The 23,866-nt window shown below is 72.6% G+C and carries 24 protein-coding genes; 14 read left to right on the plus strand and 10 right to left on the minus strand.

The window, feature by feature from the left end; translation table 11 throughout:
• Positions 1–20: 20 nt before the first annotated feature.
• Complete coding sequence (locus tag ACIBQZ_RS24960) at positions 21–503, plus strand: DUF3093 domain-containing protein (RefSeq protein ID WP_396091182.1); 483 nt, start codon at positions 21–23, stop codon at positions 501–503.
• On the opposite strand, the gene ACIBQZ_RS24965 is transcribed toward ACIBQZ_RS24960, so the two are convergent.
• Together ACIBQZ_RS24965 and ACIBQZ_RS24970 are read right to left on the minus strand one after the other, a co-directional pair.
• Positions 493–1,338 carry a hypothetical protein gene (locus ACIBQZ_RS24965; protein WP_396091183.1) on the minus strand — a complete coding sequence of 282 codons (846 nt, stop codon included), beginning with the start codon at positions 1,336–1,338 and terminating at the stop codon, positions 493–495. The genes ACIBQZ_RS24960 and ACIBQZ_RS24965 overlap by 11 nt on opposite strands.
• A 165-nt stretch (positions 1,339–1,503) precedes the next feature.
• Positions 1,504–1,800, minus strand: coding sequence for a DUF4193 domain-containing protein (locus ACIBQZ_RS24970; protein WP_023561654.1), 297 nt, complete (start codon positions 1,798–1,800; stop codon positions 1,504–1,506).
• A 387-nt stretch (positions 1,801–2,187) separates the two neighbouring features.
• On the opposite strand from ACIBQZ_RS24970, the gene ACIBQZ_RS24975 reads away from it, so the two are divergent.
• On the plus strand, positions 2,188–2,727 hold the full coding sequence (locus ACIBQZ_RS24975; protein WP_396091184.1) for a LytR C-terminal domain-containing protein: 540 nt from the start codon (positions 2,188–2,190) through the stop codon (positions 2,725–2,727).
• A gap of 7 nt (positions 2,728–2,734) precedes the next feature.
• Here the strand turns inward: ACIBQZ_RS24975 and ACIBQZ_RS24980 are convergent, their stop codons facing one another.
• On the minus strand, positions 2,735–3,550 hold the full coding sequence (locus ACIBQZ_RS24980) for an inositol monophosphatase family protein (RefSeq protein WP_396091304.1): 816 nt from the start codon (positions 3,548–3,550) through the stop codon (positions 2,735–2,737).
• Between the two features lie 282 nt (positions 3,551–3,832).
• Here ACIBQZ_RS24980 and ACIBQZ_RS24985 point away from each other — a divergent pair, with 282 nt between their 5' ends.
• Together ACIBQZ_RS24985 and ACIBQZ_RS24990 are read left to right on the plus strand one after the other, a co-directional pair.
• The gene (locus ACIBQZ_RS24985) at positions 3,833–5,401 is read left to right on the plus strand and encodes an RNA polymerase sigma factor (RefSeq protein WP_396091185.1); all 1,569 of its coding nucleotides are present in this window, start codon (positions 3,833–3,835) and stop codon (positions 5,399–5,401) included.
• Between the two features lie 290 nt (positions 5,402–5,691).
• Positions 5,692–5,931: a hypothetical protein gene (locus ACIBQZ_RS24990; RefSeq protein ID WP_125803548.1), complete on the plus strand. Its 240-nt coding sequence runs from the start codon at positions 5,692–5,694 to the stop codon at positions 5,929–5,931.
• 1,737 nt (positions 5,932–7,668) lie between these two features.
• Here the strand turns inward: ACIBQZ_RS24990 and ACIBQZ_RS24995 are convergent.
• The 3 genes from ACIBQZ_RS24995 to ACIBQZ_RS25005 all read right to left on the minus strand — a co-directional run bounded on the left by ACIBQZ_RS24995 (position 7,669) and on the right by ACIBQZ_RS25005 (position 10,332).
• On the minus strand, positions 7,669–9,390 hold the full coding sequence (locus tag ACIBQZ_RS24995) for a DEAD/DEAH box helicase (RefSeq protein WP_396091186.1): 1,722 nt from the start codon (positions 9,388–9,390) through the stop codon (positions 7,669–7,671).
• A 92-nt stretch (positions 9,391–9,482) separates the two neighbouring features.
• Positions 9,483–10,097 carry a trimeric intracellular cation channel family protein gene (locus ACIBQZ_RS25000; protein WP_396091187.1) on the minus strand — a complete coding sequence of 205 codons (615 nt, stop codon included), beginning with the start codon at positions 10,095–10,097 and terminating at the stop codon, positions 9,483–9,485.
• A gap of 16 nt (positions 10,098–10,113) precedes the next feature.
• Positions 10,114–10,332, minus strand: coding sequence for a DUF3039 domain-containing protein (locus ACIBQZ_RS25005; RefSeq protein WP_203765641.1), 219 nt, complete (start codon positions 10,330–10,332; stop codon positions 10,114–10,116).
• 205 nt (positions 10,333–10,537) lie between these two features.
• Between ACIBQZ_RS25005 and ACIBQZ_RS25010 the strand changes: the two genes are divergently transcribed.
• Both ACIBQZ_RS25010 and ACIBQZ_RS25015 read left to right on the plus strand, forming a co-directional pair.
• Complete coding sequence (locus ACIBQZ_RS25010) at positions 10,538–11,485, plus strand: pseudouridine-5'-phosphate glycosidase (RefSeq protein ID WP_396091305.1); 948 nt, start codon at positions 10,538–10,540, stop codon at positions 11,483–11,485.
• A gap of 61 nt (positions 11,486–11,546) precedes the next feature.
• Positions 11,547–12,437, plus strand: a complete 891-nt coding sequence (locus ACIBQZ_RS25015; RefSeq protein WP_396091188.1) for a carbohydrate kinase family protein — start codon at positions 11,547–11,549, stop codon at positions 12,435–12,437.
• On the opposite strand, the gene ACIBQZ_RS25020 is transcribed toward ACIBQZ_RS25015, so the two are convergent.
• Positions 12,434–12,775: a DUF3099 domain-containing protein gene (locus tag ACIBQZ_RS25020; protein WP_396091189.1), complete on the minus strand. Its 342-nt coding sequence runs from the start codon at positions 12,773–12,775 to the stop codon at positions 12,434–12,436. The genes ACIBQZ_RS25015 and ACIBQZ_RS25020 overlap by 4 nt on opposite strands.
• A 110-nt stretch (positions 12,776–12,885) precedes the next feature.
• On the opposite strand from ACIBQZ_RS25020, the gene ACIBQZ_RS25025 reads away from it, so the two are divergent.
• Entirely contained in the window at positions 12,886–15,270 is a 2,385-nt protein-coding gene (locus ACIBQZ_RS25025; protein WP_396091190.1) for a putative bifunctional diguanylate cyclase/phosphodiesterase, read from the plus strand.
• Here ACIBQZ_RS25025 and ACIBQZ_RS25030 read toward each other — a convergent pair.
• Positions 15,236–15,802 (minus strand): HhH-GPD-type base excision DNA repair protein, encoded by a 567-nt coding sequence (locus tag ACIBQZ_RS25030; RefSeq protein ID WP_396091191.1) that lies wholly within the window; start codon positions 15,800–15,802, stop codon positions 15,236–15,238. The two genes, ACIBQZ_RS25025 and ACIBQZ_RS25030, sit on opposite strands and share 35 nt — an antisense overlap.
• 64 nt (positions 15,803–15,866) lie before the next feature.
• Between ACIBQZ_RS25030 and ACIBQZ_RS25035 the strand changes: the two genes are divergently transcribed.
• From ACIBQZ_RS25035 to dtd, 6 genes are all read left to right on the plus strand, one after another.
• Positions 15,867–16,187, plus strand: coding sequence for an antitoxin VbhA family protein (locus ACIBQZ_RS25035; RefSeq protein ID WP_396091192.1), 321 nt, complete (start codon positions 15,867–15,869; stop codon positions 16,185–16,187).
• A gap of 175 nt (positions 16,188–16,362) precedes the next feature.
• A complete protein-coding gene (locus ACIBQZ_RS25040; RefSeq protein WP_396091193.1) occupies positions 16,363–17,091 on the plus strand; it encodes a GntR family transcriptional regulator in 729 nt (242 codons plus the stop codon).
• Complete coding sequence (gene deoC / locus ACIBQZ_RS25045) at positions 17,088–17,807, plus strand: deoxyribose-phosphate aldolase (protein WP_396091194.1); 720 nt, start codon at positions 17,088–17,090, stop codon at positions 17,805–17,807. Before ACIBQZ_RS25040 ends, deoC begins: the two co-directional genes overlap by 4 nt.
• Before the next feature lie 46 nt (positions 17,808–17,853).
• Complete coding sequence (locus ACIBQZ_RS25050; RefSeq protein WP_396091195.1) at positions 17,854–18,102, plus strand: hypothetical protein; 249 nt, start codon at positions 17,854–17,856, stop codon at positions 18,100–18,102.
• A 17-nt stretch (positions 18,103–18,119) separates the two neighbouring features.
• Positions 18,120–18,764, plus strand: coding sequence for a phosphotransferase (locus ACIBQZ_RS25055; protein ID WP_396091196.1), 645 nt, complete (start codon positions 18,120–18,122; stop codon positions 18,762–18,764).
• A complete protein-coding gene (gene dtd / locus ACIBQZ_RS25060) occupies positions 18,752–19,174 on the plus strand; it encodes a D-aminoacyl-tRNA deacylase (protein WP_396091197.1) in 423 nt (140 codons plus the stop codon). Before ACIBQZ_RS25055 ends, dtd begins: the two co-directional genes overlap by 13 nt.
• A gap of 4 nt (positions 19,175–19,178) precedes the next feature.
• Here dtd and ACIBQZ_RS25065 read toward each other — a convergent pair whose 3' ends face one another.
• A complete protein-coding gene (locus tag ACIBQZ_RS25065; protein ID WP_396091198.1) occupies positions 19,179–19,964 on the minus strand; it encodes a sporulation protein in 786 nt (261 codons plus the stop codon).
• A 311-nt stretch (positions 19,965–20,275) separates the two neighbouring features.
• Here ACIBQZ_RS25065 and sigB point away from each other — a divergent pair, with 311 nt between their 5' ends.
• A complete protein-coding gene (gene sigB / locus ACIBQZ_RS25070) occupies positions 20,276–21,232 on the plus strand; it encodes an RNA polymerase sigma factor SigB (RefSeq protein ID WP_396091199.1) in 957 nt (318 codons plus the stop codon).
• Between the two features lie 63 nt (positions 21,233–21,295).
• On the opposite strand, the gene ACIBQZ_RS25075 is transcribed toward sigB, so the two are convergent.
• Positions 21,296–23,842 carry a GNAT family N-acetyltransferase gene (locus ACIBQZ_RS25075; protein WP_396091200.1) on the minus strand — a complete coding sequence of 849 codons (2,547 nt, stop codon included), beginning with the start codon at positions 23,840–23,842 and terminating at the stop codon, positions 21,296–21,298.
• Between the last annotated feature and the right edge of the window lie 24 nt (positions 23,843–23,866).

Consider the following 23,866-nt stretch of genomic DNA (forward strand, 5'->3'; position numbering starts at 1 on the left):
CGCGCCGTACCCTCACCAGGGTGACATCCGAGGCCTCCGCACGCACGACCGCGCCGCCTCCGGCGTATGCCGAGCGCCTGCGCATCCCGTGGCTGGCGTGGCCGGGCTGGCTGGCCGTGGCGGCCCTGCTCGCCGCCGAGATCTGGATGGGTGGCACCGGGCTGCGCGCCTGGGTGCCGTTCGCGGTGCTGCTGCCGCTGACCGTGTTCCTGCTGTGGCGCGCCGACCGGATCCGGGTGGTGGTCACCGCGACGGAGCTCCAGGTCGACGACGCCCGGCTGCCGCTGAGCGTGATCGCCGACGTGGTGCCACTGGACGCCGCCGGCAAGCGCGAGGCGCTGGGCGTCGGCTCGCACCCGCTGGCCTTCGTGGTGCAGCGGCCGTGGATCGGCGGCGCCGTGCAGGTGCTGCTGGACGATCCGGCCGACCCGACGCCGTTCTGGGTGGTCTCCACCCGGCACCCGGTCGAGCTGGCCACCGCGCTGCTGCGCGCTAGGGGTTGAGTTCCCGGCGCTGCTCGCCCTCGATGACCGCCTTGCCCTGGCGGCGCAGGTCCTTGATGAGCTTCTCGCCAAGGCTGCGGGTGGCCCGCCGGTTCAGGTAGCTCGCCACCGCCGCGCCGGTCAGCAGCGGGCCCAGCGTGGTCAGGTTGCGCCCGAAGCGGCGCAGCAGGGTGCCCTGGAGTTCCTTGCGGGCCGCGGTGCCCAGCACGGTGGCGACGCCGACGCCCGGCACCAGCGGGTTGACGCCGCGCTGGCCGGACCAGGCCTGGATCAGGGCGGAGGCGCGCTCGACGGGGCTGCCGGTGACCGGCCGGCCGTACACCTCGTGCAGCTCACCCATCAGCTTGAGCTCGATGGCCACGACCGCGACCGTCTCGGCGGCCAGCAGCACCGGGGCCGAGAGCAGGGTCGGGGTGGCGACCCATTCGAGCGAGGCGACACCGCCGCCGGCCGCGCCCACCCCGGCGGTGGCCCGGGCGGCGTTGCGGACGAGCCGCTCGGCGAGCGCGTCGCCGGTCAGCCCGTCGTGGTGCCGGCGCAGCGTCGCCAGATCGCGGACCGGCACGTACGGCGCCACGTCGGCGACGACGTCGGCCATCCAGCGCAGCGCGGCCTTGGGCCGGAAGAGCTGACCGAGCCCGCGCCGGCGGACGTCGCCGACGAGCCGGCCGAGCAGGCGCCGGCGGCCGGCCGGCTCCAGGTCGTCGGCCGTGAGCGCGGCCACGGTGGCGCCGATCCCGGCATCGTCGGGGCCGGCAGGCTCGGCGGGGCCGACCTTGATGAGCTCACGCCCCGGATCTGCGGACTGTGCCGAGTCGTCATCTGGGCGGCTCATCGTCGACCTCTCCGTTTCTGCTGCCGGCAGCATGGCCGTTGGCGTCTCCGGTCAGCCTGATACCCGGCGGAGCAGCCGGGTCAAACCGGCGGCCGGTGCATCAGGGGTCGGTTCGTGACCCGGCCGTCGGGCGACGACCGGGGGTCCTGCCCGCGGGCGCGCCGGTCAGGCGCACTCGCGGCAGATCAGTTCCCCGTTGCGTTCCACCGCGAGCTGGCTGCGGTGATGCACGAGGAAACAACGGGCGCAGCGGAACTCGTCGGTCTGCATCGGCAGCACCTTGACGGTGAGTTCCTCGTCGGCCAGGTCGGCGCCGGGGAGCTCGAAGCTCTCCGCCACCTCGACCTCGTCGACGTCCACTGCGCCCGACTGCGAGTCGGCGCGGCGGGCCTTGAGCTCCTCGAGGCTGTCCTCGCCGAGGTCGACCTCGTCGCGACGCGGGGCGTCGTAGTCGGTGGCCATCGGTTTTCACTCTCCTGTATCGATGTGTCACTTGGCGTTAGTAACGCCAGCGACGGCGTTTCGGTTCCCGGGTGCGGCGGACTTTTTTTCCCCTGATCTGTTCGCAGGGATCGCCCGTCCGCCGGGGCGCCCCCACCCCCTCGTGAAACTGCCCCGGCAAACGCGGCACCTTACCGCCCTTGCGCGAGGCTTGTACGCGCGCGGGTGGCTCTTTGTTCCCGATGTGACCGAGGCGACATCAAAGTAGGGGCCGGAGCCCGTGGATCATCGTCGGCGCGCCGGGAACATTCCCTCTTTCCGCAGGCTTGGCGCCCAGACGCTAACCTCACCGATACCCCGTCCGGCACCGGACGGCGGTCGATCGAGCTGATCCCGGGAGCCAGTTCCATGAGCTTTGCCCGCGTCCGAGCACTCGTTGTGGTCGGCGTGCTCGCCGTGGCCGCGGTGGTCTTCGTCATCGTGGCGCTGGTCCGCGACACCCAGGGTGACGCCGTCGCCGGCGGCGGCTGCCCCGACGGCTCGGTGCTGGCGAACGTGACCCTGCCCGACGACCCCGAGCAGGTGACCGTGAAGGTCTACAACGGCACCAAGACCCCGGGCCTGGCCGACAGCGTCACCAACGAGTTCAAGAACCGGCGCTTCAAGACCGTCAAGCCGGCCGAGAACAAGAAGAAGGTCGACGGCGTCGCGGTCATGCGATACGGCCCCGAGGCGGTCGGCTCGGCCTGGCTGCTGCGGGCGTACTTCCTGAACCAGGCCGACGTGCAGTACGACGCCAAGCGCAAGGGCGCGGTCGTGGACGTGGTCGTCGGCAGCGGCTTCCAGCAGCTGGCCACCACCACCGAGGTCAACCAGTCGCTGGTCGAGCTGGGCGAGCCCGAGGTGCCGCTGGGCGCCTGCGTGGCGCCCGCCAAGAAGGACTCCTGACCCCCGGTCACGGACCACCGGCGGCGTCCAGCTCCACCAGGGCGTCGTGCAGCGCGGCGAAGACGGCCGGCGGGGCGGCGAGAACCATGTCCGGCCCGGCCGGCGCACCGTCGAGTCCGGACACCCGCAGACCCGCCTCGGTGGCCACCAGCCCGCCGGCCGCGTGGTCCCAGGGGTTGAGCCCCTTCTCGAAGTAGGCGTCGATGCTGCCCTCGGCCGCCAGGCACAGGTCCAGCGAGGCGGCGCCGAAGCGGCGGATGTCCCGGATCCGGGGCAGCAGCGCGGCGACCACCGCGCCCTGGTGCGCGCGCCGGGCCGGGTCGTAACCGAAGCCGGTGCCGACCAGCGTCTGGTCCAGGGTGGTCCGGGCCGAGCCGGTGAGCCGCCTCCCGGCCCGCCAGGCGCCGCCGCCCAGGGTCGCCGTCCACTCGTCGCCGGTGGCCGGGTTGTGCACCACGCCGGCCACCACGACGCCGTCCACCTCGGCCGCCAGCGAGACCGCGTACTGCGGGAGGCCGTAGAGGTAGTTCACGGTGCCGTCGATGGGGTCCAGGATCCACCGTACGGCCCCGGCGGCCGTGGCCGCGGAATCCCCGTACTCCTCGCCCAGTACGCCGTCTCCGGGGCGCTCAGCGGCCAGCGCGGTGACCACCTGGCGCTCGACGGCCCGGTCGGCCGCGGTCACCACGTCGGTGTCCGTGCTCTTGGTCTGCACATCGGTGATCGCCTCGGCCCGGGTCCGCCACGCGGTGGCCGCGGCCTCCCGGGCGATCCGTACGGCGATCCCGAGTAATGTCTCGGGCGTCGAGTTCCCCGGTTCCACAGCCACGATGACCGTCCTTTCCACCGTTGTCATTCTCCCGGCAAGCGCCTTCCGGGGCCCCGCTACCCCCCTCCGGACCCACCTCGGCGTGCCGGTGGCGTGCTGCGGCGGGAGGATCTAGCCGGACGGCGCTACAATTCACCCCTGCCCACGCTTCACGGACAGCCGCCAGCGGGCCCGTCCGCGTCCCGAGGGCTCCCACACCACACCGGCCAGCCTCGTTCCGCCGCGCGCTGCGCTGGGTTTCATGGCCGTGTTACATCGCCCTCCGGAAGGTCATTCGTGACAGAAGCCCACCAGACCGGTGCCGACGTTCGCTCTCTCACCGAGGCCCTGATCGCCCATGCACAGGGTGCGGGCGGGCAGATCACGTCAGCCGAGGTCGTGCAGACGGTCGAGTCAGCCGACGTCACGCCGGCCCAGGCCAAGAAGATCCTCCGCGCCCTCGTGGACGCGGGAGTCACCGTGGTCGTCGACGGCTCGGCGAGCACCCGCCGCCGCGTCGCCGCCGCCCGCGCGGCCACGCCCGCCTCCAAGGCCACCACCGCGAAGGCGACCCGGGCGCCGGCCAAGAAGGCCGCACCCGCGCCGAAGCAGGCCGGCACGGAGGACGACGCAGCCGCGGCGACCCCCGCCGCCAAGAAGGCCGCACCCGCCAAGAAGGCGGCCGGCGCGCCCCGCAAGGCCGCTCCCGGCGCCAAGGCGGCCCCCGCCAAGGCCGCCAAGCCGGGCGAGACCCCCGCCGAGGGCGAGGAGATCGACCCCGAGGAGCTCGCGGCCGCGATCGAGGACGTCGTCGTGGAGGAGCCGGCCGCCCTGGTCCAGGCCGCCGCCACCGACGCGGCCGCGACGGCGACCGACGGCGACTTCGAGTGGGACGACGAGGAGTCCGAGGCGCTCAAGCAGGCGCGCCGCGACGCCGAGCTCACCGCGTCCGCCGACTCCGTCCGGGCGTACCTGAAGCAGATCGGCAAGGTCCCGCTGCTGAACGCGGAGCAGGAGGTCGAGCTCGCGAAGCGGATCGAGGCCGGCCTGTACGCCGCGGAGCGGCTGCGCGCCTGCGACGACGGCGAGGAGAAGCTCGAGCGCAACTTCGAGCGCGACCTGCGCTGGATCGGCCGCGACGGCGAACGCGCCAAGAACCACCTGCTCGAGGCCAACCTGCGGCTCGTGGTCTCGCTGGCCAAGCGCTACACCGGACGCGGCATGGCGTTCCTGGACCTGATCCAGGAAGGCAACCTCGGCCTGATCCGCGCGGTCGAGAAGTTCGACTACACCAAGGGCTACAAGTTCTCCACGTATGCCACCTGGTGGATCCGCCAGGCCATCACCCGCGCCATGGCCGACCAGGCCCGCACCATCCGCATCCCGGTGCACATGGTCGAGGTCATCAACAAGCTCGGCCGCATACAGCGTGAGCTGCTCCAGGACCTGGGCCGCGAGCCCACCCCGGAGGAACTGGCCAAGGAGATGGACATCACCCCGGAGAAGGTGCTGGAGATCCAGCAGTACGCCCGGGAGCCCATCTCGCTCGACCAGACCATCGGTGACGAGGGCGACAGCCAGCTCGGCGACTTCATCGAGGACTCCGAGGCGGTCGTCGCGGTCGACGCGGTGTCGTTCTCGCTGCTGCAGGACCAGCTCCAGCAGGTCCTGCAGACGCTCTCCGAGCGCGAGGCGGGCGTGGTGCGGCTGCGCTTCGGCCTGACCGACGGCCAGCCGCGCACCCTGGACGAGATCGGCCAGGTCTACGGGGTCACCCGCGAGCGCATCCGGCAGATCGAATCCAAGACGATGTCGAAATTGCGACACCCGTCCCGGTCCCAGGTCCTCCGGGACTACCTGGACTAAGTCGATCACCACAGGCACGGACACCTTGATCAATACGGGATTAACCCCCGTTCAGTCAACAATCCGTGCCTGTTTGGTCACCACCCGTACATCATGCGGTGGTGATCAGACCGTTGTGCAGAAGTGATCGTTGACGTGGCACCCTTGGTGCACGGCACACTAGCCGGACCACATGTGACTTGGGTCCCCCCGGGACACAGTGGGAAGGCTGGTAGGGCCAAGGGTGTTGCACCATGGGTGAGCAGTAGCCGAGGAACATGTTCATCGGTGACGACCAGAGGAGGAAGGCGATGACCCCGACTCTCACGCCGCCGGCGGGAACGGTGGCCGGACCAGCAGCCGATGAACGGTGCGACCGCTGCAACGCAGCCGGAAAGCTCCGTTTGACCCTGGCTGGTGGCAGCGAGCTGGTGTTCTGCGGACACCACGCCAACCGGTATGCCGAGGACCTGGTGAAGATCACGGTCCAGTACAAGGCTGACCCGGAGTTCTCCTGGCGCGGCGCAGACATGATGTCTAACTCCAACTAACCCCCGAAGACGATCAAAAGGGACGCCCGATGGTCTGGGCGTCCCTTTTCCACGATCTTTTGTAGGGTCGCGCCTGAGGGCGCATGTCGCTCCCGCCGAGGTCCGTTTAGCTCGCGCTGGTTGCCGGGTGTTGAGGCGACAACAGCGTTCGTGCCCGGCTTGCCGACCGCTTCAACCCGCCTCGCCTTGGTCACTCACCCGGACCCTGTGGCGTGGGGTGCGGATCGCCCCACAGCGCCGCTGGGGCCGGGGTGCGCCTTCATCGGGGTGCGGGGCTCGCCACAACGCCGCAGGGACCGCCGAGCGCACGCACATCCGGCATGAGGGCACAGAACTCGCCACAACGTCGCAGGGGCCAGCGGAGCGGCCACATCCCAGAGTGCCCGCGACGCACATCGCCGCCCCGACCTTGTCCCGACGCCCACCTGAATCTTTGTCGCGCAGGGGTGCGCAGCCGGCTAGCCACAGGGGCCGCCGCAGCACTCACATCCGGCGCCGCGATGCGCCGCCTCGCCCCGCCACGCTCGCCCGGTTGCCGCCTGCCTGTCAGCCTGCGCCGCCCGCCTACACAGCTACCCGCCAGCCCGCGCCGCCCGCCAAGACAGCTGCCCGCCAGCCCGCCTGGGCAGCTACCCGCCAGCCCGCGCCGCCCGCCTACGCAGCTGCCCGCCAGCCCGCGCCGCCCTTGCCCGCCCCGGCGCTGCCGCGCGCCTACCCCTGCGTCGCCAGCCCCGCGCCCCGCCACCCCGCGCCCTACCCCTACCCTGCCGCCCCCTATCCCGCGCCCTGCCACCCTCACACCGCGCTCCGCCGCCCGCGCCGTCCGTGCCCCGCCGCTCCGCGCCGCCCCGCGCTGGCGCGAACCTTGTGGGATTGGGTGCGGTGACCTTCGCCATTCAGTGCCGTCGCAGCCTCAGCGGCAGCCTTCCCGCAGATCTTGATGAGCTAAAACGTTCCAGCTAAACCCCGCCGCTACAAGATCCACCACTCGCGCCCCTTTCCTCCTGAAATAAACCCCTTAACCTCTCCACACCCTCCAAGGGCCAATCCCGCATACCGGACGAACCCGGCAACGGGCTGGATCCCGGGGGACCGTGATCCAAAAAATGGCGAAAGTCGGGGGTGCGGTGGACTCATGGGGCACCACATCGTGTGCCGCGTGCCCACAGGCGGCGTCATCCGCCTCGCGGACCCGGTCCTTCGCGGATCTTGGAACGGTGGTGGTCTCCATGCGGCTCGCGGCCAGCCACCGCGCGGCTCCGCCAACGGGCGCACAAAGCGACGCCCGCGCAAGGGACACCCGCACAAAGAAGTGGCCGCACAAGGCGACGCGCGAGCGAGGCGCGGCGCGGGCTCGGTGCGGGCAAGGCTCGGCGCGGGCAAGGCTCGGTGCGGGCAAGGCTCGGTGCGGGCGCGGCGCGGCGCGGGCGAGGCGCGACGCAGGCTCGGCGCGGCGCGGGCGAGGCGCGACGCAGGCTCGGCGCAGCGCGGGCGAGGCACGACGCAGGCTCGGCGCAGCGCGGGCAAGGCGCAGCGCGGGCAAGGCGCAGCGCGGGCAAGGCGCAGCGCGGGCAAGGCGCAGCGCGGGCAAGGCGCAGCGCGGGCAAGGCGCAGCGCTGTCCGCCTGCTTCAAGATCCGTTCTGGCTGCAGACGCCGGTGGGTATTCCGGTGGGGAGGGGTGCGCGCCAGTGCGGCCCGGCACCTGATCGGGTAGGTACGACACCTCAGATGGGGGTTTACATCGTCTGGATGGTGGCGATGCGTTCCTCGAGTTGTTCGATTGTTGCCTGGGCGCTCGGCGGGCCGCCGCACAGGCGTCGCAGCTCCGCGTGGATTTTGCCGTGCGGCAGGTTGGTGCGGTGGTGGTGGGCCGCCACCAGAGTGTTCAGCTGGCGGCGGAGGCTGTTTCGGCGTTCGCCCGCGCTCAGGGTCGCCACCGGCTCGCGCTGGGCCGGGACCGGCTCAGCGGCCTTCTGCCGCTTCTGGGCGGCGATCTGCTTGCTCTGCCGTTGGCTGAGCAGTACGGCCACCTGGTCGGGCGTCAGGAGGCCCGGGAGGCCCAGGTATTCCTCCTCCTCGGGTGTGCCGGTGAGGGCGCCGGTGCCGAACGAGGCGCCGTCATAGATCACCTGGTCCAGTTCGGCCGTTGCGGACAGGGCTTCGAAGCGCTTGTCCAGGTCGCCTTCCGCGTCCTCGGCTCGCTGGGCGCGTTCCAGCAGGTCGTCGTCGAGGCCGTCGGGGTCCTTGGGGGCGCCGAGGATGTGGTCGCGTTCCGCTTCCATCTCGCTGGCCAGGCCCAGCAGATGCGGCACGCTCGGCAGGAAGACCGTCGCCGTCTCGCCGGTACGGCGGGCGCGGACGAAGCGGCCGATCGCCTGGGCGAAGTAGAGCGGGGTGGAGGCGCTGGTCGCGTACACGCCGACGGCCAGGCGGGGGATGTCGACGCCTTCGGACACCATCCGGACCGCGACCATCCAGCGTTCCTCGGAGCGCGCGAACGAGCCGATCCGGGCCGAGGCGCCCTGGTCGTCCGAGAGGACCACGACCGCCGGCTCACCGGTGATCTCGTTCAGCAGCTTCGCGTACGCGCGGGCGGTCTGCTGGTCGCTCGCGATGACCAGGCCGCCGGCGTCGGTCATGCCGTGTTCGCGCAGCCGGGACAGCCGGGCGTCCGCCGCCCGCAGCACCTGGGGCATCCAGTCGCCGCGGTGGTCCAGCGCGGTTCGCCAGGCCTGGGACACCAGGTCCTTGGTCATCGGCTCGCCCAGCCGGGCCGCCAGCTCGTCACCCGCGCTGGTGCGCCACCGGGTCTCCCCCGAGTACGCCAGGAAGATGACCGGCCGCACGACGCCCTCGCGCAGCGCGTCCGAGTAGCCGTAGATCGAGTCGGAGCGGGAGCGCTGCAGGCCGTTCTCACCGCGTTCGTAGGTGACGAACGGGATCGGGTTGTCGTCGGAGCGGAACGGCGTCCCGGTGAGCATCAGCCGGCGCTCGGCCTCCTCGAAGGCCGACTTCACGCCGTCGCCCCAGGTGCGGGAGTCGCCGGCGTGGTGGATCTCGTCGAGGATGACCATCGTCGGGCGGGTCATGGTGCGCCGCCGGTGCACCGCGGGCGCCATGCCCACCTGCGCGTACGTCAGCACGGCGCCGTGGAAGTCCCGCGACGAGTGCACGTCCGCGTTGCGGAACGACGGGTCGAGCTGGATGCCCACCCGGGCCGCCGCGGCCGACCACTGGGTCTTCAGGTGCTCGGTCGGGCACACCACCGTGACCGCCTCGACCGTGCCGTCGGCGAGCAGTTCGGCCGCGATCCGCAGGGCGAACGTGGTCTTGCCCGCGCCCGGGGTCGCCACCGCCATGAAGTCTGCGCTGCGCCTGCGCAGATACTCCACCAGCGCCTTGCGCTGCCAGGCTCGCAGCGGCGGGAAGGTCTCCAGGTTCGGCAGGGGCGGACTCAAGGCTGCGACGATCCTCTCGACTCACAGAAATGCCCCTGCGGACGTGCCGCAGAGGCGAAACCCAGCATAGCGGCGGCGCGCCGGCGGCGTGGTCACGGCACCGCGACGGGTGGCGACCAGCGGCGGTACAGGGCGAGCAGGCGTACCCCGGTCACCCCGGCCGCGGCGGCCGCCAGCGGGACCGGGCCGGCCAGCTCGAGCCGGTTCAGCAGCACCACCGCCGCCGCGCCGCCCAGCGCGACCACCGCGTAGATGTCGCGTTGCAGCACCACCGGGATCTCGCCGGTGAGCAGGTCGCGGGCCAGGCCGCCGCCGATGCCGGTGAGCATGCCGATCAGGCACGCGCCGACGGCCGGAACCCCGGCGTCCAGGGCCTTGAGCGTGCCGGTGACGGTGAACAGACCCAGCCCGGCGGCGTCCAGCAGCAGCACCGTGCGCCGCAGCCGGTTGAGCTGCGGATGCAGGTAGAACACCGCCACCGAGGCGGCCACGGCCGTGACCGCGTACCGCCAGTCGGAGAAGGCGAGCGGCGGCACCGCGCCGATCACCAGGTCGCGCAGGATGCCGCCGCCGAGCGCGGCGACGAAGCCGACAAAGCCGACACCGAACAGGTCGAGCCGCTTCGCGACGGCGGCGCTGGCGCCGGATGCCGCGAAGACGGCCACCCCGATCAGGTCCGCGACCAGCAGGCTGTAGCTGCCCGTCACGAGCACCCGCCGCGGGTCAGTGCTTCATCGACTCGTAGATCTCCTTGCACTGCGGGCACACCGGCGAGCCCGGCTTCGGCGACTTGGTCACCGGGAACTTCTCCCCGCACAGAGCGATCACGAAGGTGCCCATCACGGCACTCTCGGCGATCTTCTCTTTGCGCACGTAGTGGAACATCTCGGGACCGGTGTCGGCGTCCTTGGTCTCCGGACGCTCCAGGATCTGCGTGCTCACGGCATCTGCCCTTCATGAGTCTCATGACTGTGTGCTCAACGGCACAGTGCCGGTGGAACGGCAATGTGGCCGGGCCCGCGTGCCCCCCGGTCACCGCGGAAGAAGCTTCAACCCGCAAGTCTGACACCTCACGCCTGGTCGGTCCAACGACAACGGGGCGGCGGAGCCCCGTACCGTTGCCATCGTGACCGATTCCACGCGGCAGATGGGCCGCTATGCCATCCGTTACGGCGACCACGTGTCCCGGGCGCGCCGCGACGGCCGCCCGGTGGTGGCGCTGGAGAGCACGATCGTCTCGCACGGCCTGCCCCGGCCCGACAACCTGCGGGTCGCCCGGGAGATCGAGCAGACCGTCCGCGACAACGGCGCCGTGCCCGCCACCATCGGCATGATCGGCGGTGAGCTCGTCGTCGGTCTCGAGGACCACCAGATCGAGCATCTCGCGGGCGCCGACGGCGTGGCCAAGCTCTCGGTCCGCGACCTGGCCGTCGCCGCCGCCAGCGGCGCGGACGGGGCCACCACGGTCGCCGCCACCAGCGCGATCGCGGCGGCCGCCGGCATCGAGGTGTTCGCCACGGGCGGGCTCGGCGGCGTGCACCGCGACGCGAGCAGCACCTTCGACGAGTCCAACGACCTGACCACGCTGGCGCGCACCCCGATCGTCGTGGTCTGCGCCGGGGTCAAGTCGATCCTCGACGTGGGCGCGACCCTGGAGCGCCTGGAGACCCTCGGCGTCTCGGTCGCCGGCTACGGCACCCACCGCTTCCCGGGCTTCTTCGTCACCGACGGCGGCTTCGACGTCGACTGGCGGCTGGACTCGCCCCGCGAGGTCGCCGACGTGATCGCGGCCCGGGCCGACCAGGCGGTGGGCGCCGGCGCGCTGGTCCTGGGCCACCCGCTGCCGGTCGACGAGCAGCTCGACCCGGCCCTGCACGACCGCACCCTGGCCGAAGGGCTGGCGCTGCTGGCCCGCGACGGCATCACCGGCAAGGCCGTGACGCCGTTCCTGCTGGCGCACTTCCACAGCAGCACCGAGGGCCGGAGCCTGGCGGTCAACGTGCGGATCATCCTGCGGAACGCGGCGCTGGCCGCGCAGATCGCCGCGGCGGCCACCCCGGCGCCCGCGACGCTCGGATTCGCCCTGCCGGCATGACCGGCCGCACCGAGCGGCGCCCGGCGTACGCCGGGGCCGGCCAGGACCGGGACCGCGCGGCGTGACCGTCCTGGTCGTCGGTGACCTGGTGACCGACGTGCTCGTGGCGCACGCCGGCCCGCTCGCCGTGGGCTCGGACACCGACGCGCGGATCTCGGTCGGCGGGGGCGGGCAGGCGGCCAACACCGCCGCGTGGCTCGCCCGCGCCGGCGCCGGGGTGATCCTGATCGCGGCGGTCGGCGACGACCACGCCGGGCGGGAACGGATCGCCGAGCTGGTCGCGGCCGGGGTGCACTGCGCGGTCCGGGCGCACGCCGGGGTGGCCACCGGCAGCGTGGTCGTGCTCAGCTCGGCCGACGAGCGCACGATGATCACCGACCGGGGCGCCGCGCTGCTGCTGGACCCGGCGGACGTCCGGGCCGCCGTCCGGAACGCGCCCGGCGTCACCCACCTGCACCTCTCCGGTTACCCGCTGCTGCACACCGGGTCGCGCCCGGGCGGCCTGGCGGCGCTGGCGGCGGCCCGGGAATGGGGGCTCAGCACCAGCGTCGACGCCGCGTCCGCGGAGCCGCTGCGGCAGCTCGGCGCCCGCGCGTTCCTCGACCTGATCCACGGCACCGACCTGCTGCTGTGCAACGCCGACGAGGCAGCCGTGCTGGCCGGGGCGGGTACGCCGGAGGAACAGGCGGCCGTGCTGACCGCGGACGCCGGCAACGTGGTGGTCAAACGCGGGGGCGACGGTGCCGTCTGGGCGGCCCGGGACGGGGTGTTGCGGTCGGTCGCGGGTGTGCGCGTACCGATGATCGATCCGACCGGGGCCGGTGACGCCTTCGCGGCGGGCCTGCTCACCGCCTGGTGTGCCGGGGCGGACCCGGCGGCCGCGCTCGCGGCCGGCGCCGCACTCGGCGCGGCGGCCGTGCAGACGATCGGCGCGCGGCCGCGGACCGCCTAGGGCTCGACGTCGATGGTGCGCTGCTTGATGACCTCGGCCGCCTCCGGTTCGAGGATCCGCTGCTGGTCGGCCGCCGGGGTCGCGGCCGGGTGGGCCCGGCTCTTCGGCGGCCGGTCGTTGGCGATCAGCACCGCGGCCCAGGGCAGGAAGATCATGCCGGCCGCGCAGAGGATCAGCCACAGCGGCAGCAGCGGCGGACGGACGCTGACCAGGACAGCACCGATGATCAGGCAGGCGGCCCGGGCGCTCATCATGGTCACATAGCGGATCTGACGGGCGCGGAGCTGTTCGCTCTGGCTGCGAGCGGCGTTGGTGATCAACACCGGCTGCTTCTTCACCTTGGAACTCCGATCGACATCTCATCCTCGCACCGTCGGCGGGCCGCGACCAGAATCGACGCAGCCGACCGAATCTTTCAGTTCCCGGCGCGGCGACCGATCTTCCAGATGTGCGGTGGCCGTTCTCCGGGCTCAACCGGCGACGCTGGTCCGGCGTCGCCCTCGTCGTCGTGGTCGCGCTGCTGGGCTGCGCCACCTCGGGAATCGCCGCGCGCACCGCGCGCACCGCGGAGCAGCGCTACGCGGCCCAGCTCATGGACCGCTACACCAGCGACCTCAGCCGGGCGATCACCACCCAGATCCAGCGGTACGGCGACACGCTCGCCGACATCTCCATCGCGCTCGGGGCGCAGACCGACCTGACCGCCGGCGACTTCCAGTGGATCACCAACAAGATCAGCAACCGGCACCTGCCGGGCGCCACCTCGCTCGGCTACGTCGTCACGGCCCCCGAGTCCGGGATCCCGGCGCTCCAGGCGTACTGGCGTGGCCGTGGCGCGGAGGGCCTGACGCTGCGGCCGGCCGCCACCACCGGCGAGGAACACGCGTTCACGGTCTTCACCCGCTCCTTCGACTCCGTGCCGGTGGTGCCCGGGACCGACCTTTCCGCGGACCGCGAGGCGGCCGAGACCCTGCAGGACGCGTACGCCATCGGCGGGTTCGCCGTCAGCCGGGCCTACGTCCTGCCCAGCGACCAGGCACTGCCCGCCACCCGGCAACAGCTCTCGTTCACCTTCGCGGTGCCGGTCTCCCGGATCGGCGGCGCCTTCCGCGGCTGGCTCACCATGGGCGTGCACGGCTACGACCTGCTCGCCGAGACCCTCCGTACGCAGGCACACGGCACGGTGAGCGCCGAGCTGGACGATCCGACCGACGCCGTCGAGCTGACCATCGCCACGTCCGGCATCCGCGCGGACCGCTACTCCGCCGAGCTGAACCGGGTCACCACCGTCTCCGCCGGGCTGCGCACCTGGGAACTCGAGGTGCACCCGACCGAGCAGCTGCTGCAGGAGGCCGACCGCGACATCGTGAAGACCACGTTCGCGGTGGCGATGACCATCGCGCTGCTGCTGACCCTGCTCGTCGCCCTGCTCACCGGCGCCCGCAACCGCGCGATGGGCAAGGTCGACGCCGCCACGGCCGCGCTGCGCCGCGACATCGACCGGCGCCAGCAGGTCGAGGTGCGGCTGCGCGAACGCGAGCTCGAGCTGGAGCAGATGGCGCTGCACGACCCGCTCACCGGCCTGGCCAACCGGGCCGGCCTGGACGCCCGGCTGGCCGAGGCGGTCGGCCGGCGCACCGACATCGCCCTGCTGCTCATCGACCTGGACGACTTCAAGCTGGTCAACGACGTGCACGGGCACGCCGCGGGTGACGCCGTGCTGACCGAGTTCGCGCAGATCCTGCTGGCCGGGGTCCGCACCGGCGACGTCGCCGCCCGGATCGGCGGCGACGAGTTCGTGGTGCTGATCACCGGCGTGCCGGACACGGACCACGCCGTCGTGGCGGCGCAGCGCATCCTCGGCCTGGCCGCCGCCGCGCCGGTCCGCGTCGGTGAGGACGTGCTGCCGGTCCGGGCCAGCGTGGGCGTGGCCACCGGCCGGACCGGCGACACCCCCAAGGAACTGCTGCGCCGCGCCGACATCGCCATGTACCAGGCCAAGCACCTGGGCACCCACGGCGTGCAGCTGCACGACCCGTCGATGACCGACCGCCGCGCGGCCGACGCCCGGCTCGGCGAGGACCTCGCCGGCGCGCTGGAACGCGGCGAGCTGCACGTGCTCTTCCAGCCGCTGGTGGACCTGGCGGACACCCGCCCGGTCGGCGCCGAGGCCCTGGTCCGCTGGCACCACCCGCGGCTGGGCGTGGTCTCCCCGGCGCAGTTCATCCCGATCGCCGAGCGCAGCGGCACCATCAGCGCGATCGGCCTGTTCGTGCTGGAGACGGCCTGCCGCCAGGTCGTCGAGTGGGGCGACCTCTACGTGAGCGTCAACCTGTCACCCCGGCAACTGCAGGAGCCGACGCTGGTGGCGGACGTGCTCGACGTGCTGGCCCGCACCGGGCTGGCCCCGGAACGGCTGGTCCTGGAGATCACCGAGTCCGCGCTGGTGGACGAGAGCGCCGGCATCGCCAAGCTGCGCGCCCTGCGCGACCACGGCATCCACGTGGCCATCGACGACTTCGGCACCGGCTACTCGTCGCTGCACTACCTGACCCGGCTGCCGGTCGACATCCTCAAGATCGACCGCAGCTTCGTGGCGGAGCTGAACGGCACCCCCGAGGGCTCCGGCATCACCGAGGCGATCCTGCGGCTGAGCCAGGTGCTGCACCTGACCACGGTCGCCGAGGGCATCGAGACGGCGGAACAGGCGGCCGAACTCCAGCTGCTGGGCTGCAGCGTGGGCCAGGGCTACCTGTTCGCCCGCCCGCTGCCCCCGGCGGAGCTGCACGAGCTGCTGCTCAGCCCCTCGCCGCTGCCTTCATCTCCTTCTTGAACGCCCGCACCCGGCCCAGCGAATCGACGTCCACGATGTCGGCGACCGAGCGGTGCGAACCCTCCTCGCCGTAGGCGCCGGCGGCCGCCCGCCAGCCCGGGGGCCGGACGCCGTACTGCTTGCCGAGCAGGGCGGTGAAGATCTGCGACTTCTGCTTGCCGAAGCCGGGCAGGGCGGCGATCCGGCTGACCAGCTCCGGACCGTCGGCAACGCCCCGCCAGAGGTTGGCGGCGTCACCGTCGTAGCTGCCGACGAGGGCGCGGCAGACCTCCTGGACGCGCCCGGCCATGGCCTTGGGGAACCGGTGCAGCGCGGGCGGGGCGGCGAAAAGGGCGACGAGCGCGTCGGGATCGAAGTCGGCGAGCTCGTCGGCGGTGGGGGCGTGACCGAGCCGCTGGGCCAGCACGTACGGCGAGCTGAACGCCTTCTCCAGCGGCACCTGCTGGTCCAGCACCATCCCGATGAGCAGCGCCAGCGGGTCGGTGGAGAGCAGCTCGTTGGCCGCGGCGTCGATCGGCAACGACATCGTCATGCCGCCATCTTGCTACCTCGGACCGCTCCGAGAAAAGTTGTACATCTTCTTGTACCATTCAGGAATGACACGTCAGGATGTGCTGGGCGTCGCGGAGGCCCGCAAGCAGCTACCCGACCTGCTCGCCCGATTCGGCCGAGGCTCCGTGGACTCGGTGTTCCTGGGCTCCCACCGGAAGGCGGTCGGCGTGCTCGTACCGGTCCGGGTATACGACGAACTCCGCGGCGAGCGCGCCCGCGCCGTGGACGACGCCGCCGGATCACTGCGAGCCGAAGGGCCGGAGCCGTCGTCGATAGCGGCCGAGCTGGCCGGACTGTTCACCCAGGGCCGCATCACGGCGGGACAGATGGAAGCGATGCTGCTCGCCTACCACCGCGCCGCGTGACCGACGAAGACCCCTACGTCGACGGGGCCGAGAACGACATCGCCTCGGCCGCCGCGCTCCGCGGTGACCTCAAGCCTCATGTCGCCATGCTGGAGTGCCTCGTCCGGCCGCCGTAGCAGCTGCATCGACCCGGTCTGCTAACTTCTAGGTTGTCTAGACGACCTGGAGGAGAGCCGTGGCCAACACCCCGCTCTACGTGCGCATCGAGCGAGCCCTGCGCGCCCGCCTGACCGCCGCGAGCCCCGGTGATCTCGTGCCCGCCGAGACCGCGCTTGCCGAGGAGTTCGGTGTCGCGCGGATGACCGTGCGCGCCGCGCTCAACGCGCTGGAGGCCGACGGGCTCGTTGAGCGGATCCAGGGTCGTGGCACCTTCGTGCGGCAGCGGCCCGCGCCGCGGGCCGCCGGCACCCTGATGAGCTTTCACGACCAGGTGCGCAGCTGGGGGCGGGTGCCCAGCTCGCGCCTGGTCGAGGGTGAGGTCCGGCCGGCTACCGCCGACGAGGCCGCGGCGCTCCAGCTCACCGCCGCGGCGCCCAGCCTGGTCTCGATCGTCCGGGTCCGGCTGGCCGACGACCTTCCGCTGGCGGTTGAGTACGCGTGCTTCCCGCCGCACCTCGCGAGCCTGCTCGACGCCGACCTGGAGGCCGGTTCGCTGCACCGCGCCCTGCACGAGCGCGGGTTGCGGCCCACCCTCGGCTCCTCGACGCTGACCGCCCAGCCGGCCGGCCCGGACGGCCCCCGCCTGCAGGTCAGTGCCGCCGAGCCGCTGCTGGTGGAGAGCCGGGTCATCGTCGACCAGCACGCCGCGCCCCTGGAATTCAGCGTCAGCCGGTACGTCGGCTCCCGCTACTCGCTGCGCGTCACCTTCGATGTGCAGCCGCCCCGAGAAGGAGAAGCCTCGTGATCCCCACCGTCGAGCAGGTCGCCGCGATGATCGACCATTCCCTGCTGCGGCCCGAGCTGACCACCGCCGAGGTGCGGCAGGGTTGCGCGGTCGCCGCCGAGCGCCACACCGCCTCGGTCTGCGTGCGTCCCGGCGACGTGGAGCTGGCCGCCGCGCTCCTGGCCGGGTCCGGCGTGCTGGTCGGCACCGTGGTCGGCTTCCCGCACGGCAGCACCACGACCGCCCTCAAGGTCGCCGAGACGCGGGCGCTGGTGGCCGCCGGCGCCGACGAGATCGACATGGTGCTGGCTATCGGCCGGCTGCGCGGCGGTGAGACCGAGGCCGTGCACGACGACATCGCCGCGGTGGTGGCGGCGGCGCAGGGCCGGTGCGTGAAGGTCATCCTGGAGAACGCGTACCTCAGCGACGAGCAGAAGGTCACCGGCTGCCGGCTCGCCGAGCGGGCGGGCGCGGGGTTCGTGAAGACGAGCACCGGGTTCGCCCCGGGCGGCGCCACCCTGGCCGACATCCGGCTGATGCGCGCGACCGTCTCCGGCGCGGTGCAGGTCAAGGCCGCCGGCGGGGTACGGACCCTGGACACCCTGCTCGAGCTGGCCGCGGCCGGCGCGACCCGGTTCGGCGCCACCGCCACCGCGGCGATCCTGGACGACCTGGCCGCCCGGCGCCGGGGTGAGCCGGCCGCCACGCCGAGCCCGGTTCCCGCCGACGCGTACTGAGATCGGCGGTTGTTTGCCGGCGGAGCGTCGGGGCAATCCCCCGGCCATGACTGACCACAACAAGATCGGCAGCGGCGCGGACGACCCGGACCTGTCCAGCACCCTGGCCGCCGGCACGGACACCGAGCAACTGGTCAACGGCGGCCCGCCGCCCGCCGGCGGCGGCGTGATGACCACGACAGGTGGCAACGCCGGCCCGAACAGCTTCAAGGCGCGCCCCCGCTCCGGCCCCGGCGTGGCACCGACCACCACCGGCGACGCCACCACCGGCGCGATGACCACCCCGGTCGACTGAGCGGATAATCTCGGCGGGTGACGGGACCGTTGCTCGCCTCCGGCCGCGAGGCCGACGTGTACGCGCTGGACGACCGGCGGGTGCTGCGCCGCTACCGGCGCGAAGCCGACGTCACCGGCGAGGTGGCCGCGATGCGGTACCTCGCCGGACTCGGCTACCCGGTCCCCGCCGTGTACGAGGCGGCCGGCCCCGACATGGTCATGGAACGCCTCGACGGCCCCACGATGGCTGAGGCGTTCGGCACCGGCGCCCTCGGCATCGAGGAGGGCGCCGCCGGCCTGGCCGACCTGTTGCGCGAACTGCACGAGCTGCCGCCGTGGCCGGGAGCGGCGGCCGGCAGCCGCATCCTGCACCTCGACCTGCACCCGGAGAACGTGATCATGTCGAGCCGGGGCCCGGTGGTGATCGACTGGTGCAACGCCCGCGCCGGCGACCCCGACCTGGACACCGGGCTCACCGCGCTGATCCTGGCCCAGGTCGCGGCCGACCCGGAACACGCGCAGGCCGGTCCCGCCGAGCTGGCGCTGACCGCGTTCCTGCGCCGCGCGCCGGGCGCGCCCACCCGCCTGCTGGACGAGGTCGTGCGGTTCCGCGACCGGCAACTGGACGGCACCGAGCCGCTCGACCGGGCCGCGGAGAAGGTGCTCTCGTGCGCGCGTTGATCCAGACGGTGAGCCGGGCCAGCGTCACGGTCGACGACGAGGTCGTCGGCAAGATCGAGGACGGGCTGCTGGTGCTGGTCGGGGTCACCCACTCCGACACCCCGGCGACCGCCGCCACCCTGGCCCGCAAGGTGCACGAGCTGCGCATCCTCGACGACGAGGCCTCGGCCGCCGACACCGGCGCGCCGCTGCTGGTGGTCAGCCAGTTCACCCTCTACGGCGACGCGCGCAAAGGGCGGCGGCCGACCTGGTCCGCCGCCGCGCCGGCCGAGGTGGCCGAGCCGCTGGTCACCGCGTTCGTCGCGGCGCTGCGGGAGCGCGGCGCGGTGGTGCAGAGCGGACGGTTCCGGGCCCACATGCTGGTGGAGAGCGTGAACGTGGGCCCGAGAACCGTCTGGCTGGAGCTCTAGCGGTCTAGAAGAAGCCGCGGCGCGAGGCGGACTGCTGCAGCCAGCCGTTGAGCTGCGCGGTCCAGTCGACCTGGTCGACCGTGTGGTAGTCGACGTCGAAGCGGCCGAACGCGTCGTGGCCCTCGGTGAACAGCCCGCCGCGCTTGTCGATCTCCAGCACCACCTGCAGCTGGTGCGGGGTCGGGATGAACGTGACCTCGAGCTGGGTGATGCCGGCGGCGTACTGGGCCGGCGGGTAGAACTCGATCTCCTGGTAGAACGGCAGCGTCTGCTGCACGCCGTGGACCCGGCCGCGCTCCACGTCGGCGCGGCTGAACCGGAAGCCCAGCCGCAGGAAGGCGTCCAGGATCCGCTCCTGGGCCGGCAGCGGGTGCACGTTGACCGCGTCCAGGTCGCTCTTGTCGACCGCGCGGGCCACCTCGAGCTCGGTACGCAGGCCCATCGTCATGCCGTGCAGGTGCTGGCCGTACACCTCGGTGATCGGCGTCTCCCACGGCACGTCGAAGCGGAACGGGATGTCGTGCCGGGCGCCGGCGTCCAGCTTGAACGAGCCGGTCAGCCGCTGCCGGTGGAACTCCTGGTCGGTGTTGTACTCGCTGTCGCCGCTTTCCACCTCGACCCGGGTCATCAGGCCGACCGCGACGTACTCGATGTCGACGGCGTGGTCGCCGCCCATGACGTGCACCTGCCCCTCGAGATATCCCCCGGGCCGGCAATTGGGGTTGGCGAGCACCGTTTCCACGGACGGGCCCCCGACACCCATCGCCTGCATCATGCGCTTGAAGACCACGGACTTTTCCTCCTCGTAACGGACTGCCGCCGATTATCGACCCCGCGCGCGACATTCGGAATTGCGTCACTCTCCGTAAATGTCCCACCAATCCGGGCACGCTGTCGGGTTGGCGACCTCAGGGTTCTCCCCGATTCATGCCACCTGGACGCTTGCCTCACCTCCGCTTAACGCGCCTGCCGCCAAGCTAGTGATCACCGGCACGAATGCGGCTGGGAATGCACCACTGGTGAACGCGGGGAGGGGACTGAAAGGTGGTCCTGCAGATGAAGGCGACGGAGTCCACGGCGGCGGTTGCTGCTGAGAACATCATGACTGACGGTGTCGAGCCCTTGGCCGACTTGGACGCGATCGACGAGCGCGGCGTCTCCGCCGACCTCGTCCGGGCGTACCTCAACGGCATCGGCCGCACGCGTCTGCTCACCGCGGTCGAGGAGGTGACTCTCTCCAAGCGGATCGAGGCGGGCCTCTACGCGGAGGAGAAGCTCCCCGCGGCGGGCGACGACCTGGCGCCCCTGCTGCAGACCATCATCACCGAGGGCCGCGCCGCCAAGAACCACCTGCTCGAGGCGAACCTGCGGCTGGTGGTCAGCATCGCGAAGCGCTACACCGGACGCGGCATGGCGTTCCTGGACCTGATCCAGGAAGGCAACCTCGGCCTGATCCGCGCGGTCGAGAAGTTCGACTACACCAAGGGCTACAAGTTCTCCACGTATGCCACCTGGTGGATCCGCCAGGCCATCACCCGCGCCATGGCCGACCAGGCCCGCACCATCCGCATCCCGGTGCACATGGTCGAGCAGGTCAACCGCATGGTCCGGGCCCGCCGTGACCTCGCCGCCACGCTGGGCCGCGAGCCCGGCGTCGCCGAGATCGCCAAGGCCATGGGCGTCCCGGAGTTCCAGGTCATCGAGCTCATCTCGTACGACCGGGAGCCGGTCAGCCTGGACCAGGCGGTCGGCGAGGACGGCGAGAGCGCGCTGGGTGACTTCGTCGCCGCGGTGGATCCGCGCGGCGAGCCCGGCGACAGCGTCGGCCGCAGCGAACTGCGCGGCGAGGTTGAGATCGTGCTCTCCACGCTCTCCGAGCGGGAGTCGGCGGTGATCCGGCTGCGCTTCGGCCTGGACGACGGCCGCCAGCGCACCCTCGACGAGGTGGGCCGCGAGTTCGGCCTGAGCCGCGAGCGGATCCGCCAGATCGAGAAGGTGACGATGTCGAAGCTGCGGGACCCGCAGCGGGCGTCGCGCCTGGAGGCGTACGCCAGTTGATCTTGTAAGGAAGGGTGAGGCCGGTCGCGGTTCGCGACCGGCCTCCGCCGTGTCCGGGAATTGTCAGGCGCTGTGCAGGCGGCGGGGGCCGGTGTCCGGGCGCACCCCGGCCTCGCCGATCTCCACCGACGCGTGCAGCACCGTGATGCCGTCCGGGCGGGCCAGCACCGGGTTCAGCGACAGCGCGCGGACCCGCGGGTGTTCGTCGGCCAGCCGGCCCACCCGCAGCAGCAGGTCGGTCAGCGCGTCCCGGTCGACCGGCGCCGAGCCGCGGTAGCCGTGCAGCAGCGGCGCCGCGCGCGGCTCGTCGACCAGCGCGGCCGCCGCCCGGTCGGTCAGCGGCGCAGCCCGCCAGGCCAGGTCGCCGAGCAGCTCGCTGGCCACCCCGCCCAGGCCGAAGCCGACCACCGGCCCGAACGCCGGGTCCTCGACCACCTCGATCGTGCACGCCACTCCCGGCGGGACCATGGACTGCACCAGCACGTGCGGGCCGAACGCCGACTCCAGCTCGCGGTACGCCGCCCGCAGGTCGTCCGCGTCGGCCAGGGCCAGCCGGACCGCGCCCAGGTCGATGCGGTGCCGCAGCGCGCCGCCGGCGGCCTTCAGCGCCACCGGGTAGCCGAGCGCGTCGGCGGCGGCCAGGGCCTCGTCGACCGAGGTGGCGGAGCTGGACGGCTCGACCTTGATGCCGTACGCGGCGAGCAGGTCGGTCGGGGGGCCGGCGAACTCCGCGGCGCCGGGGTCCACGCCGGACAGCGCGGGCATGGTGCCCGGTGGCAGGCGGAGCCAGTCGGCGTACCCGGCGACCCGGCCCAGGGCCCGGACGGCCTCCTCCACCGACGGGTACGCCGGCACCCGCTCCGGCATCGTGCCCAGCAGGAACGTCGCCACGGTCGGCTTCTCGCCGGCCAGCGCCACACTGCCCAGCGCCGCCGTGAAATCGGCGTCCTCGTCCGGGAGCTGGCCGGGCAGCGGCGGCGCGAAGACCACCACCAGCGCGTCCACCCGGTCGTCGACCGCGGCGTCGGCCAGGGCGTCGGCGAAGTCGTGCGCGCCCGCCTCCGGGCTGATGTCGCGGGGATAACCCTCGGCGACGGTCAGGCCGTTGGCCCGGCAGGCGGCCACGGCCAGCCCGCTCAGCGCCGACGAGTTGCCCACGATCGCGACCCGGCGGCCGGCCGGCAGCGGCTGGTGGGCGAGCAGCAGCCCGACGTCGAACAGCTCGGCGACGGTGTCCACCCGGATCACCCCGGACCGGGCGAACAGGGCGGTGACCGCGCGGGTGTCCGGGCCCGGCAGGTCGCCGGCCAGCCCGGCCGGCCGGGTCGCCGACGCCACCGCGACAACCGGCTTGACCCGGCTCATCCGGCGGGCCAGCCGGGCGAACTTGCGCGGGTTGCCGAACGTCTCCAGGTAGAGCAGGACCGCGTCGGTGCCGGGGTCGTCCTGCCAGTACTGGAGCAGGTCGTTGCCGGAGACGTCGGCGCGGTTGCCGGCCGACACGAAGCTGGACAGCCCCAGCCCGCGCCGGTCCGCCTCGGCCAGCAGAGCCACCCCGAGCGCACCGGACTGGCTGAAGAAGCCCACCCGCCCGGCGGCCGGGAGTCGCGGCGCGAGCGTGGCGTTCAGGCGTACCGATGGGTCGGTGTTGGCGATCCCCAGGCAGTTCGGGCCCACCACGCGCAGGCCCGCCGCGTGGGCCGCGTCGATCAGCGCGCGCTGCGCGAGCGCGCCCTGCTGGCCCGTCTCGGCGAAGCCGGCGGAGACCACCACCAGGCCACCCGCACCGGCCGCGGCCGCGTCGGCCACGGCGTCCGCGACCCCGTCCGGCGGCACGGCGATCAGCGCCAGGTCAACCGCGGCCCCGGCCGCCGTCGCCGACCGGTACGCCGGCAGCCCCGCCACCCGGTCCGCGCTGCGGTGCACGGGCACGATGGTGCCGGTATAGCCGCCGTCGCGCAGGTTGCCGAGGATCGCCGCGCCGACGCCCTGTCCGCTGGCGCTGGCGCCGTACACCGCGACCCCGCGCGGATGCAGCAGCCGCGCGATCGACCGGGACTCGGTGCGCTGCTCGCGGCTCTCCTGCACCTCGCGGGACTTCTCCGTCGGGGCGATCGGGAAGCCCAGGTGCACCACGCCGTCGGCGTACTTGCGCTGGACCTGGTAGCCGAAGTCGCTGAAGACCCGGAGCATGCCGCCGTTCTGCGGCAGGACCTCGGCGACGAAGCGGCTGATGCCGTTCTCCCGGGCCGCGTCGGCGAGGTGTTCGAGCAGCACCGAGCCGATCCCCCGGCCCTGGTGCGCGTCCTCGACCACGAACGCGACCTCGGCGTCGGGCGAGTCCGGGCCGAGCCGCTCGTACCGGCCGACCGCCATGATCCGGTCGCCGCTGACGATCACGAAGGCCTCGCGGTCGTGGTGGTCGACGTTGACGAAGCGGGCCAGGTCGCGCTCCGGGATGCGCGGGTACGGCGAGAAGTAGCGCAGGTAGCGGGTGCGGTCGCTCATCCGGGAGTGGAACTCCACGATGGCCGGTGCGTCCTCGGGGCGGATCGGTCGCATGTGTACCGCGCTGCCGTCGGAGAGCAGCACATCCGCTTCTCTGGTCATGACTGCGCCACCTTTGTCATGCCC

This window comes from Actinoplanes sp. NPDC049599, from assembly GCF_044465625.1.
Taxonomy (GTDB): Bacteria; Actinomycetota; Actinomycetes; order Mycobacteriales; family Micromonosporaceae; genus Actinoplanes.